At 35.5% G+C, this 12552-nt stretch carries 12 protein-coding genes and 1 pseudogene; 9 read left to right on the top strand and 4 right to left on the bottom strand.

Annotated elements, in window-relative coordinates:
- Nucleotides 1-69: 69 nt before the first annotated feature.
- The 8 genes from MKY46_RS03195 (at nt 70) to MKY46_RS03160 (ending at nt 6604) form a co-directional block, all read left to right on the top strand.
- Nucleotides 70-507, top strand: coding sequence for a LytTR family DNA-binding domain-containing protein (locus tag MKY46_RS03195; RefSeq protein WP_340833770.1), 438 nt, complete (start codon nt 70-72; stop codon nt 505-507).
- Between the two features lie 16 nt (nt 508-523).
- The gene (locus MKY46_RS03190) at nt 524-958 is read left to right on the top strand and encodes a DUF3021 family protein (RefSeq protein WP_340833769.1); all 435 of its coding nucleotides are present in this window, start codon (nt 524-526) and stop codon (nt 956-958) included.
- Between the two features lie 183 nt (nt 959-1141).
- Nucleotides 1142-2440, top strand: coding sequence for an alpha/beta hydrolase family protein (locus tag MKY46_RS03185; RefSeq protein ID WP_340833768.1), 1299 nt, complete (start codon nt 1142-1144; stop codon nt 2438-2440).
- 675 nt (nt 2441-3115) lie between these two features.
- Nucleotides 3116-4360 (top strand): MFS transporter, encoded by a 1245-nt coding sequence (locus MKY46_RS03180; RefSeq protein WP_340833767.1) that lies wholly within the window; start codon nt 3116-3118, stop codon nt 4358-4360.
- Between the two features lie 14 nt (nt 4361-4374).
- Nucleotides 4375-5634 (top strand): ATP-grasp domain-containing protein, encoded by a 1260-nt coding sequence (locus MKY46_RS03175; protein WP_340833766.1) that lies wholly within the window; start codon nt 4375-4377, stop codon nt 5632-5634.
- Between the two features lie 105 nt (nt 5635-5739).
- The gene (locus tag MKY46_RS03170; RefSeq protein WP_340833765.1) at nt 5740-5889 is read left to right on the top strand and encodes a hypothetical protein; all 150 of its coding nucleotides are present in this window, start codon (nt 5740-5742) and stop codon (nt 5887-5889) included.
- A 46-nt stretch (nt 5890-5935) separates the two neighbouring features.
- Nucleotides 5936-6229, top strand: coding sequence for an IS3 family transposase (locus MKY46_RS03165; protein ID WP_340833764.1), 294 nt, complete (start codon nt 5936-5938; stop codon nt 6227-6229).
- Nucleotides 6230-6280: 51 nt separating this feature from the next.
- Complete coding sequence (locus MKY46_RS03160; protein ID WP_340833763.1) at nt 6281-6604, top strand: IS3 family transposase; 324 nt, start codon at nt 6281-6283, stop codon at nt 6602-6604.
- Nucleotides 6605-6925: 321 nt separating this feature from the next.
- Here MKY46_RS03160 and MKY46_RS03155 read toward each other — a convergent pair whose 3' ends face one another.
- From MKY46_RS03155 to MKY46_RS03145, 3 genes and pseudogenes are all read right to left on the bottom strand, one after another.
- Nucleotides 6926-7948: a DUF4179 domain-containing protein gene (locus tag MKY46_RS03155; RefSeq protein WP_340833762.1), complete on the bottom strand. Its 1023-nt coding sequence runs from the start codon at nt 7946-7948 to the stop codon at nt 6926-6928.
- Nucleotides 7945-8508: a sigma-70 family RNA polymerase sigma factor gene (locus MKY46_RS03150; protein WP_340833761.1), complete on the bottom strand. Its 564-nt coding sequence runs from the start codon at nt 8506-8508 to the stop codon at nt 7945-7947. Before MKY46_RS03150 ends, MKY46_RS03155 begins: the two co-directional genes overlap by 4 nt.
- A 967-nt stretch (nt 8509-9475) precedes the next feature.
- Nucleotides 9476-9779: pseudogene (locus MKY46_RS03145) on the bottom strand (ATP-binding protein); the annotation flags it as partial.
- A 148-nt stretch (nt 9780-9927) separates the two neighbouring features.
- Between MKY46_RS03145 and MKY46_RS03140 the strand changes: the two are divergent.
- Nucleotides 9928-10950, top strand: coding sequence for a MerR family transcriptional regulator (locus MKY46_RS03140; protein WP_340833759.1), 1023 nt, complete (start codon nt 9928-9930; stop codon nt 10948-10950).
- Between the two features lie 33 nt (nt 10951-10983).
- On the opposite strand, the gene MKY46_RS03135 is transcribed toward MKY46_RS03140, so the two are convergent.
- On the bottom strand, nt 10984-12258 hold the full coding sequence (locus MKY46_RS03135; RefSeq protein WP_340833758.1) for an alpha/beta hydrolase family protein: 1275 nt from the start codon (nt 12256-12258) through the stop codon (nt 10984-10986).
- Nucleotides 12259-12552 lie beyond the last annotated feature (294 nt).

Here is a 12552-nt window from a genome sequence, read left to right as displayed (position 1 = left end):
AATCTTCATAGTGCTAGTAGAATAACGGACATCAAACCTGAAATAATTTAAATTTTCGTGGGTGATAATTTGAAAATTTCAATAGAAGAAATAAGTAGAGAACTGGAAGAAGAAATCCTCATTAGGTGTCATGAGGTAGATGAAGAAATACATGAAATTGTAAGTAAACTACAAACTGAAACCCTCATAATACTCGGATATCAAAATGATAGAGTTCATCGTGTTAATCTTAGGGATATCTATTATTTTGAGGCAGTTGACGGAAAGGTTTTTCTTTACTGCAAGGATAACGTTTTTGAGGTAAAACATAAGCTTTATGAGTTAGAGGAAATATGCAAAGATAAGGAATGTTTTCGTGCCACCAAATCAACCATTCTAAACATAGCTAAAATTTCGTCCGTTCATCCTTCCTTTAGTGGTCGATTTGAGGCAGTGCTTGATAATGAGGAACGTGCTGTTATATCAAGGCAATATGTGCCTGTCCTAAAAAAAATGCTTGGATTGTAAAAGGTGGGATAAATATATGAAACTTTCCGAATTTGTACAAAACATCATTAGGGATTTCTTGATTATCTTCGCATCTATAATTATTATTATTACTATTTTAAGACAAATATATTATCCCGATATGGCCTTTGATTTAAAGTCTATTTATATCATTATTGCGTTTTCATTTTCAAGTGCACTAACAGGATTTATTTTATATTCTCCTAATGAAATAAGTGAAAAGAAAATGCGGCTAAAAATTGCTGTTCATTTTTTCACCTTGGAGATTCTATTGATTACCCTTGGCGGCATTTTTGGGATTGTGAAAAGTGGATTAGATGTAATTATTATTGCACTGCAAATTGCTGTTATCTATATTATAGTTCGTCTGTTGTCATGGAAAAATGATATAAATGAAGCCAAAAAAATTAACGAAAAACTAAAAACATTTAAGAAAAATGATAATGAGTAGTCAATAAAATCATTATGCAGTTTTTTCTGCAACAGAATATTTTACGGTAAACTTTATAGTTTACCGCTTTTTTTTTGCATCTTATTTACCTGTAGAAGCAACTTACCGTTTTTCTATATACTTCTTTTCGGCTGCTTATTATGATGAGTTAATAAAATTGATTTAAAAAAAGGAGTAACAAAAATGGGAACTTTATTATTGATAATCACTTTGATTTTCGAAATTGTTTCTGCAGTTTACAGTATGGCAACAAAGCAATACCATAGAAAAATAAAGAATTACATTAGGATTGCTGTATTTATTGCATTTGTAATACTCACACTTTCCTCTGTGATTGTGTGGAGTTTACGCTGGGTAATGCTTGGTATACTGCTTCTCCTATTAGCGGTAAATGCGACAGTTTATCTTATCCGTAACAAGGAAAACAAAAAATATAAAACTTCTAAAATTGTGTGGAGATCCATTGTAATGATGGTTGTAACAGTATTTGCACTTGCACCTGCAATTGTTTTTCCGCAGCATAAATCACCAAAAGTAACTGGTGAATATAAAGTTGCAACCGCTACTTACACATATACGGATAAAAACCGTATGGAGGAATTTACGGATAAAGAGCAACACAGATTTGTGAACGTAGGGTTTTGGTATCCAAAAAATAGAAATGGTACATACCCACTTTTGGTGTTCTCACATGGAGCATATGGCATTAAGGATAGCAATAGCTCTACCTACACTGAACTTGCAAGTCACGGTTATGTAGTCGTTTCCATCGATCATCCTTATCATTCCTTCTTTACTCGTTCAGAGGATGGAACAGTAGCTAGGATCAATTCAGGTTTTAGCCATGAAGTCGAAAATATGAATAAAGGCGTTTACTCGAATGAAGAACTGTACAATATCATTCAAAAATGGATGAAACTGCGAGTAGACGATATGAATTTTGTCATTGATACAATCCTTGAAAAAGAAAAAAATGACAATAACCCCCTTTATCAACATATCAATACAGAGAAAATTGGTGTGTTCGGGCACTCAATGGGAGGTGCCGCAAGCGTTTGGCTAAGCAGAGAGCGCGATGATGTAAGTGCAGTAGTAAATATCGATGCCCCTTTCTTTAGTGAACTTGTTTATAACAAAGCAGATGATAATTTTGTGGCAAGCAGCAAAGTCTACCCAACCCCACTTTTTAACATTTATTCAGATGATGTTTGGCGACAACTGGATAGTACTCCTGTTTATGTAGCGAACAAACTCAACAATAGACAGTTCGAAGGAGCATATACTACTCATTTTAAAGGGGCAAAACATTTAAGCTTGACCGATTTACAGCTTTTCTCCCCAATACTTGCAAATACGCTGCAAGGTGGAAAAGCCAACATCGATTCCTATTACTGTATTGAAATGGAAAATGAATTAATTCTTGAATTTTTTGATTATGAATTAAAAGGCATTGGTCATTTCAATCCCAAGAAGACATATTAATTTTGTATCTAAATAGACTTTGGTTTTGTACAAAATACCTGCCTTAACTGGCTACACAAAGAGGCAGCGATATAACTAATTAGCTCTTTGCGAAAGCCGAATCACTTTCAAATAAATTAAGCACTATATTTAGAAAACCCGAACAATGGTAAAGCACCAGTATGAGTGTCTTGCCATTGTTCGGGTTTTACTTTAGCTAAAATGTTTTGTCTCAGCCTCTCTTATATTTAATATAGATTATTATTTTTAAAATAATTATGGAATACTTAATGGTAAAAGCCATCCTCCACAATCTGGCCCTTAATTAAAAATACGCATCTCTTTATTAAAGAAATGCGCCCTTTAATGGACTAACCATAATAGGTCTCAATCATACAAACCTTTAAATCACCTTTAAAATAAAGTCATCCCCTCAGTGTTGTTAATATGCTTTGTCATGAAATTCCTCCTGTTTTGCCATACATAACTCTAAAATATTATTATCATAATTTACTTTTTTTGATTTTGTAATCTTGCTCTTATATTCCCAAATCCGTACAAATGATGAATTTTGGGTTTATACTAGTTTTCCGTGGAGGTGATTACATGAGAAAAACCAAAGCAATCGAGGAAAAGAGAGGAGTTTTGGATGCTGAACAAAAGATGAGTGTTGAAATTGATTAATGGAGGTATTTTATGAAAAATAACAAACATTTTAATTTTTACAAGCTTTGGCTAGGACAGTCTATTAGTTTGTTAGGTACCCAGTTTACAGTAGTAGCATTACCTCTTTTTGCATTAGAGGTCCTAGAAACAAGTGAGGCGAATGCTGCCTTGCTTCGTGGGATTATATTCTTACCTTATCTAATTTTCGGATTAGTGGCCGGTGCTTTGATAGACATCCTTCATAGAAAAAAGGTTTTGCTAATTTGTAGTATATGCCAAGGCGTTTTATTTTTATCAGTATTCATACTGACTGTAACAAATATAATAACGTTCCCTTTATTGGTGTTTCTCATGTTTTTAAATGGAATATTTACGACTTTTTATAACATTGCCATTCCTTCTTTCTTACCAGAAATAGTAACAGATAAAGACAACTTAAAAAAAGGAAATGCTCAACTAGCCCTTTCGGAGTCACTTTCAATAGTAATCGGTCCTATGCTAGCAGGAATAGTAATTACTCTAGTCGGATTAACAGGCTTATTCACTGTTGACGCGGTAACGTATTTTATTTGTTTTGTGTGTATATTATTTATTTCAAGGTTTAAACCGCAAACAGAAGGCTCTTTAAAAAACGTAAATATAAAATCGATATATATAAACATATATGAAGGTTTAATATATTTTAAAAGCCACCCTGTATTAGAACCTATTGTAAGCTGTGGTGCTGTTTACGGTTTCTTTAAATACATACTAAATAGTATTTTAGTAATATTCCTATATAAGGTAATGGATCTATCTGAACTTGAAATAGGCTTTGTTGTAGGCTCGGCAGCGTTGGGATTTTTAATAGGGAATACGATACTCGTCAAAAAAAGTCAACAAATTAATAACACAAAAATGCTTGTTTATAGCGCTACTGTATCAGTTATCGGTCTGTCCTTAATACCGGTAATGGGATATTTGGGAACCGTATTCGGTATAGTAGCTGCAAGTATCATACATGGTATGGGAGAAGGTGTATTTGGTCCTTACGCTGCAACCATACGACAACTTGCCTCACCAAATCACATGCTGGGCAGAGTAAATGCTGTACAGCGTACGCTTAATTGGGGAGCTTGGGCATTAGGAAGTTTTGCTAGTGCTTTTTTAGTTTCTATATTTGGACTTCAAACAACGTTATTTATAGGAGGTTTCGGAACAACATTGTGTTTAATAGTGTTATTAAGGCGAGGCATATCAAAAGGAATCAACATTGAATATACGACTTCAATTTAGAGGAGATAAATATGATGGATAAGATATTAAAAGGAACTGAAATAGAAAATACACCACACGTTTTATTTATAGGAGGATGGACTAAACCTATACAAGATGCTTTAGACAGGGGGTATACTGTTTCGTATATAGGGTCTTACACTAAACACATATATTTTGATGGAACTATCTTAGAAAAGTGTTTCTATAAAAAAGAAATAGACACAACAAACATACCCTTATGTGTCTACTATGCTGAAGAATTATTCAAAGAGAAACCGTTTAATCTGGTTGTATCTTTCAACGAATTAGCCTTGGATACGGCAAGCATTATTGGAAAGATTTTTAATGTTAAAGGATTTTCTTACAACGCTAATTTGATAACCCGCAATAAAGACATGATGCGTGAAATTCTAGTAGGCAAGGACTATTCGATAGATTCGATAATTTGCAACAATATAAAAGAAATCAATGAATTTTTGCATAAAAAAGATAGTATTATAATAAAACCTCCGATTGGCGCAGGTGGTAAAGGGGTGTCAAAGCTAGGCATTGGAGATAACGTAGAGGTATTTATTAAAGATAACGGTATTCAACTACCTATTTTAGTGGAAGAGTACGTTGAAGGTGATGTAGTTTACACAGTCGAAGCCATTTCTAATAACAAAAAACATTCTATACTAGCCATATCAGCTGAAATATTTAAAGAGGATACGTTTTTAATAAACTATACTATTATGCCAGCACCTATAGATGAATCTCAAAAAAAATTAATCATTGAGAAAGTAATGCTATTCTTGGACGACATGCAACTAGAAAATGGTATTACTCATACAGAAGTAAAGTTAGACAAACAAAATAAGCCAATTATCATAGAGTCTCAAGTTAGGATAGGTGGAGGTAATATTTGGAAAATGGTAGAACTAACAACCGGTATATCTCAATTTGGATACTATTATGATGCATTAGCTAATAAGACTATAGATGAATTTAGATGTGTACCTTCAAAATGCCAAGCTATGTCCTTAAGCTTAATTCCAAAACCAGGTTGCTTAAAAGAAATCAAGTTTAAAGGGTTAGCTAACATATCCGAGGTCGTATTAATTGATCTTTTAGTAAAAGAAGGTGACATCATACCAACTATTGTAGACAGTACTCACCGCAAAGGATATGTATTATTTACAGCTAATGATATAAAACATATGTACGAAGTTGCAGATAAAATATGTGACAATATAACGTTTGTTTATCAGGATTTGTCAGAATGGAAACCTTCTTTTAAAAAAGGACTTTAAAAAGGAATGTGACACATGACTTTTTTGTAAAACTGATTTTTCTACAGGTAGAAATGATCCCAATAAAAAACTACACATGTTATGGCGGCATCTGTAAATGGAGGCATGCCAACTTATCCAGATAGTTACCGAATTATTGATGAGATGAAGAATCGTTACCCGATTACGTGGCTAACTGAAATGGCTAAAGTGCAACGTTCGGGCTATTATAATTTGGTAAAAAACAGGAAAAGTATCGTTACGTCAACGGAATGATATCCTTTTAAAGGAGCACGTTTTATCGATTCACCAAACACATAAAATGTATGGCTACACACGTATGCAAATCGCCTTAAGAGACAAAGGCTTCAAAGTAAATCACAAAAAAGTCTATCGATTAATGAGTGACCTAGGCATTCAGTCCATTATCCGTAAGAAGCGTCGTGTGTGGAAAAACCACGTATCTCGTGTATTCGATAACATCGTAGAACGCCAATTTAAAGAGCGTACAGAAAATGAAGTATTCGTCACAGATATTACGTACTTACCAACCAAAACTGGTTTTCTCTATCTTTCTGCGGTTCAAAATTTATATAATAACGAAATTGTCGCTTGAAGGATAAGCAAACGAAACGATTTAAAACTGGTCATGGATACGCTTGAAGAATTGACAGAAAAAAGAAATGTGTATCGAAGTATTCTCCACTCAGTTCAAGGCTTTCAATACACATCGATTAACTATCATCAAACAGTGGAACAACTCGGCATGATTGGCAGCCATTCACGTAAAGGGAACTGTCACGATAATGCCTATATTGAATCATTCTTCTCCCATTTTAAAACCGAGTGTTTGTATCTACTACAGGATAATTCTGAAGTAGAAATTATCCAAGCCGTTGAGCAATATATCTACTTTTACAACTATAAACGTTTTCAAAAACGACTCAACCATCTAGCGCCGATAGAATATCGACACCAGATGGCTGTGTAGTGTTTTTTAGTGCTGTCAACTTGACAGGGGTAAGTACAATAAAAGAAATGCACCCGATTGCTGAACAAAGTTAAAAGAGCACACATATTATTATTTGTTCCAAAACTCGTCGTTTATGGTATCTTTTTGAGAAAGAGGAAAATGGATATTTACGTTAAGATAAATAAGAGATTATGAAACAGTGTATTTAAGCAAACGGAACAGCATTCTTTAACTATATTCTTAGTCAAAAAGAATCTAATGGTTTAAACCTTTAAAGTCCATAAAAATACACCCCTGTAAAACTTGACAACTAATCAACTTCTACAGGTGATATCAATTTTATTTTTTCAACTCAATGACAATCGGATCGAGTTCGATTTCGGTGTGACCTTGACCAGACATAAGACTTGCGATTTCAACCGGTTGGATAATAAGCTGACTAGCACCTTCTTGGATTGGACCGAATGCTGTCGTTCCTTCAAAGTTTTTCCCATTATCAGTTGAAACGCCACCACCACCGGTGCCATTCATGTACACATGGCCGAGATCATCTGAAACTCGAAATACTGGTGTTACACTTGGCCATTGTTCAAGGAGTTCGTCTGTCACGACTTGCTCATAGGCAATAACTGTCGAAACATCCGTGAATTCAACCGATTTTAAGGTAAAGTTCATATCTTTCCTCTGTACAGTTTCATTCACGAGCTGTATATCTCCTTCTAAACGATCTAATGAAAAGTCGAATGACCAATCACCTTTTCCTTCTACTCCTTCATGATTCGTAAATGTTGTAGGCTCCCAAGTTAACTGTACCGTTTCTGGATATACATCATCTTTGAAGTGAGGTGTAAGTGTCGCAATCCCAACATAACGAGTATTGCTAATTTTTGTAATTTTACCCGTACCATCACTTGCTATTGACCCCTTTACATCAAACCAGTGAGGTGCAAGTGTATCGAGATTTTCACCAAATGGATGCTCGGTTTCAATTGCATAGGATACCGTAATATTCGTCCCATCATATACAGCATTATCAATCATGACCGTAATACCATTACTCGTCTGTGCAAGACCAATATCAGTAGAGAAGGCCTCAAAATTTTTATAGTGTTGCTCTTCGTCATTAAAATAATTGATGACATGATCCATAAATGGAATTTGTGCTGCAAGAGACGGAAATGCAAAACCTGTTGCTGTACTTGCACCAACAATGATAACAGCAGCGACGGCAATATTACTCCAAATCGGTGCTTTTTTTCGTTGTTTGAGTACATGTTGTTTGACGCGTGCCTTTTCGATGTCTGTTACGTCTAGTAACTCAAGTTGATCGATATCTATATCTATCCATTCCTTCATACTCATGCAAATAACTCCTTTAACTTGGTATTTGTAGCTAGTATTTTCTTACCTCGATACAACCGATTATCGACCGCAGCTTTCGATAGACCTAGATTGTCAGCAATTTCACTATTTGAAAGCTCCAAATAATATTTCATTATAAAAATATCGCGGTCAATTTCCTTCAATTGACTAATCGCAAATAACAATGCATTTTTTTCTTCTCGTTTCAAAACAGTTACTTCTGTTTGTAAAGCACTTGCTTTCTGTTCTAGTGGTTTGTCCGGTTGTTCATGTATGACTTGCTTTTTAGTTTGACGGTATCGATCGATTGCTCTGTATTTCGTAATCATGCCAATCCATTTTTTAAAGTCTTGTGTATCACCTTGAAACTGATGAGCATTTTGCCAAACAGTTAGAAAAACATCATTGATACATTCATCAACATCTGTTTTCTTCATATTGTGTAAAATTTTTGTGACAATGGTTTTCACGAGTGGCATATATGCATCAATGATATACTCAAGTGCATCTTCTTTTTGTTTTTTTAATCTACTGATAAAGTTTGTCGATAAACTTTTCATTTACTTTTCTCCTTATGTGATTGAAAAAGCTTTTTCATAAAGTACAACGAACTGTCTAAGAGTTTTTTCTCAAAAAAAGTTTTCTTATTTTCTTATTTATTCATTAGGCTATTTTTACTCTGGGTTATATTGCTGTCAAATCTATTCAAATATGATAGAAAACCATTAGATATTGGAGATTGAAGAAGAATTTTTATAGAGTTTTCTTTTAAACGGTGTGATAGTTAAACAAACCAGCCTAAAAGTCGGTTTCTTATCGTACAGCAACCAATTTTTTGAGGTTAAAATTTGCTTAGCGTACAAAATTTCCGAAATGTTGGCTGTACCCCTCTAAGATCTACAAAAACAGTTCATCTTTTTTATAAACGGTACAACTTTCTTTCAAACGGTTAAACTTTGTTTTAAAGATACATCACAATCTCACCTATATGTAAACATAAATATCCAGACCTTTTAAAAGTGGTGTTCAATTATATGGCTCTTTCCATGAAGAAAGACGCTTCCCTATTTCAGAAAAGCGCCCGATTGTGGAACAAATCTATTTTTACTAAACAATTTCTCCAATCCTTCTTTCAATTCAGATTTTAGGGAATTTTAGCAATAAAAGAAACAGTAAAAGAATTACAATGCTTAATACAGACCTTATGACGAATAAACATAAACAATAAATACCAGGTACTCAGTTTCATATGAGCGCCTGGTTATTTGTTTATTACTTCTGGTGTTGGTTTGGTTCAATCCTTATTTAACACAAAATGCAAAAACTCCATTACGAAAAAAGATTGATCAAAATGGAGTTTTTCGTTTTAGCTAAATATGAGCCTTTTATAAAAAAGTTTGATCATTTCCTAGGAGTGTTGCTCCACAATTGCTCCCGATTGTTGAACACAAGTTAAACAAAACTGTTTAACAAGCTACAAATGTCAACTAATCTATGTACAAAACGCTCACTTAATTGTGTATAAAATTACTCACCTTCTTGTGCTAGGTGGTACTTCAAACGATATGAATTGCCGACGATTGTGACAACTATTGCGTGATGTAAAATAGGATCTAAAACCGCATTAGCTAATTTAGGCTCCTGGAACACTTCGTCCCAGAACTTGAAGTTAACGTTTGTTGTAAAAATAGTGCTACGTTTTTCATAACGCATATCGATTAACTGGAAAAATAGTTTTGCATCTTCCGGATCAATCGGTAAATAACCAATCTCATCAATAATGAGTAAGAAGTAACTTGTATTTTGTGTAATGCTTCAAACGGCTCTCTAGAAGAAATGGGAAAAACTTAATTAATAACTATTTTTTCATTAGCAGTGTCCAGCAGTAAATCAAACATCTGAGAGCTACCCCATAGTATAATCATTTTGAATCTTCAGGTACTGGAGAATGTAAAATAAGGTATTGGAGGTGAGTGATTTTGGATTCAAAAAGTAGAATGAATTCGCAAAAGCAATATGTTTCAGAATCTAGAGATCAAGGTGCTACCTTTACGATTGGGGAAGTGGCCAAAATAATTGGATCTAAGGTCAGAACCGTTCGATACTACCATGAAATCGGATTAGTACAACCATCGAGTCACACAGAAGGAGGACATCGATTATATTCTGCAGAAGATATATGGCGTTTAAAGCTGACTATAACCTTACGCTATCTTGATTATGGCATCGATGAAATTAGCCGAATTATTTCTGGAGAATTACCAGTTGAAAAAGCACTCGATTGGCAGATTGAATCTCTTACAGCACAGGTTACCGCACTTACAAATATGATTGCGATTTTACATCAAGCGAAACAACACCAAGAAAATTCGCTACGCTATGTTTATGATCTCGTGCATGAAAAAACATTATCCATCGAAAAACAGAAAGAGTTCATTACAGAGAAAATGGAGTTCTCGAACCTTTTTGACGGGATTCCTCCTGAGTGGAGAAACCCGATTTTATTTTTTTTCAATAAGTATGTGGTCCATCAGCCCAAAACATCTGCCAAACAAACGGCAGCCTGGCAAGAGCTGCAGGATCTCATGAACGACTCCCAATTTATAGAGGATCTTAAAAATGTCGAATTGCTGTTCGCACGTATCATACATAAGCCCCGATATAATGCGGCTATATGGACCAAAAAACTTGAAAATATCCAGAAACGGTTGAATAATGCATGGAAGCAAAAATGTTCACCAGGAAGCAAGATTGTACAGAACATCGTGGATGATATGGCTATGCTGTTTGCGAATTCGGAGCAATTGGGACCTAAAGGAGACTTCTTCCATCTCTTTGTCAAATATTGCGAGAGTACACAAACCAAGCACCTCGAACGGTGCAATACGTTATGTGCCATCATCAGCCCACAATACCACCAGCTGTATAAAGGAAATCAACTATTAAATCAAGGCATCCAATGGAAGCTTCAACATCAAAAATCCTCTCATACGGATCATTGAGGGCTTAGCGCTCTCAATGATCCTATACAAAACTTACCCTTTATGTAGAGTATAATCTGGATACTCACCAATATTTTGTTCCAATAGCTTAAATGACTGCTGTTTTAAATAATGATTGAAGAAATCCAATGAGTAGTCGTTAATCATGCGATGAACCTTCCGTATATCAACATCTACCATCCGTTCAAATAGCGGTGAGAGAAGGTAGAAATCGGTGAATCCTACATGGTCATTATGATTTATTATCAGCCAGTAATTCCCACCCTCCGTTACATATTCGTATCGGGCAAGTACACGTTCCATCATCTTAACTTGCTTCTGATCTGTCATCTGCTGAGTAATGGTTAAAGAACGATCAGCACTCATTAATAAAAAAGGCTTCTGCAAACCTTCTTCAGGTACCTCGACCTTACCATACAGCGCACCATCCATATTAATGGCTGCTTTGATTCGCTTGTCCCTCATGAGCATCTGGGTGCTTGTTGCGCCGCCGAAGGAATGACCGAACATTCCTACATTCTCCATATCCAATCGCCCTGTGAAACGTTGATCAGGATCGTTTTCTGCTAGCTTTTCTAATTGATCAAGTGTGAACTTCGCATCCTCAACCCACCCCTCATTTGCTTGATCTAAATAGTCAGCAGAATCCTTATCTTGCGACATATAATAGGCCACACGTCCATCAGCAAAAACAGTTGCCGCACTGCTATACGTATGTTCAATCCCTACCACGATATAGCCCTGACTAACTAATTGTTCGATCTGAAAAGTGTTTTGGTTCTTATACATCGTAAATCCATGGGAGAACAGGAGTACGGGATATGCCGTTTCCCGGTTGGAAATCTCTACATTCTCCATGGCATGTGTCTTCACATGATTGAAAGTAGTAAATAATGACTTCGGCATATTTTGAGCCTTGCTCAGTCCTTCTGCATAAACATCCCCATCAGATAGGTAAGGGACTGACTTACCTTTCGCTTTCGAATCAGCAGGATACCAAACCTGTACCACTAGCCTCCGTTTGTCTTTAGGAGCAGCTGTAAACGTTTCTTCACGCTGTTCATCTACCCAGTCATACGTAATAGTTCCAATTTGGTACGGACCTGTCAGCTCCTCGAAGGTAAATACCGGGAATAAGAGCGGCAGCACCACGGCCACGAGTGGATATATTATTGCTAGTACTGTCACCGCAATAAATCTTACAGGAGATGCTTTTTTGATCACTCCTTCATTACTCTTCTGCTTGCATATTAATCTACCCGTTGCAGCCGCTAACGGAACCACTGTCATCACATAAGCGGGAATCATCTGCCAGCGTATTCCTTCAATGCGCCACTGCAGCAGCATAAGGATAGTGGACACACCGAAACAAATAAGAAGTCCACGAAGCGGTTTGCTCTTGGCAAACATAATCCAGACAATTAGCAAAATATTGAAAACAATAAAGATCATCTCAAAAAATCTCATAAGAATTGAACCTCCTCATATTAGCTTCTAGCTTCTAGCTAACAAAAACAATACAACATCCAGCAGGTGGAGATTCAACCCTTAGTTATTTTGAAATAAACAAAAACAGAGGTTTTTAACCTCTGTCCCTGCATT

The sequence above is a fragment of the Lysinibacillus sp. FSL M8-0355 genome (assembly GCF_038008985.1).
Taxonomy (GTDB): domain Bacteria; phylum Bacillota; class Bacilli; order Bacillales_A; family Planococcaceae; genus Lysinibacillus; species Lysinibacillus fusiformis_D.
Note: the sequence above shows the minus strand (reverse complement) of the source record. Positions and strands in the feature narration are given on the sequence as shown.

What these genes read in the sequence shown, in the direction of transcription:
- MKY46_RS03170 (WP_340833765.1), top strand. Translation starts at nt 5,740, where the DNA reads ATGCCAACTTATCCAGATAGTTACCGAATTATTGATGAGATGAAGAAT.
- MKY46_RS03150 (WP_340833761.1), bottom strand. Translation starts at nt 8,508, where the DNA reads ATGAAAAGTTTATCGACAAACTTTATCAGTAGATTAAAAAAACAAAAA.
- MKY46_RS03135 (WP_340833758.1), bottom strand. Translation starts at nt 12,258, where the DNA reads ATGATTCCCGCTTATGTGATGACAGTGGTTCCGTTAGCGGCTGCAACG.
- MKY46_RS03175 (WP_340833766.1), top strand. Translation starts at nt 4,375, where the DNA reads ATGGATAAGATATTAAAAGGAACTGAAATAGAAAATACACCACACGTT.
- MKY46_RS03185 (WP_340833768.1), top strand. Translation starts at nt 1,142, where the DNA reads ATGGGAACTTTATTATTGATAATCACTTTGATTTTCGAAATTGTTTCT.
- MKY46_RS03165 (WP_340833764.1), top strand. Translation starts at nt 5,936, where the DNA reads ATGTATGGCTACACACGTATGCAAATCGCCTTAAGAGACAAAGGCTTC.
- MKY46_RS03155 (WP_340833762.1), bottom strand. Translation starts at nt 7,948, where the DNA reads ATGAGTATGAAGGAATGGATAGATATAGATATCGATCAACTTGAGTTA.
- MKY46_RS03180 (WP_340833767.1), top strand. Translation starts at nt 3,116, where the DNA reads ATGAAAAATAACAAACATTTTAATTTTTACAAGCTTTGGCTAGGACAG.
- MKY46_RS03190 (WP_340833769.1), top strand. Translation starts at nt 524, where the DNA reads ATGAAACTTTCCGAATTTGTACAAAACATCATTAGGGATTTCTTGATT.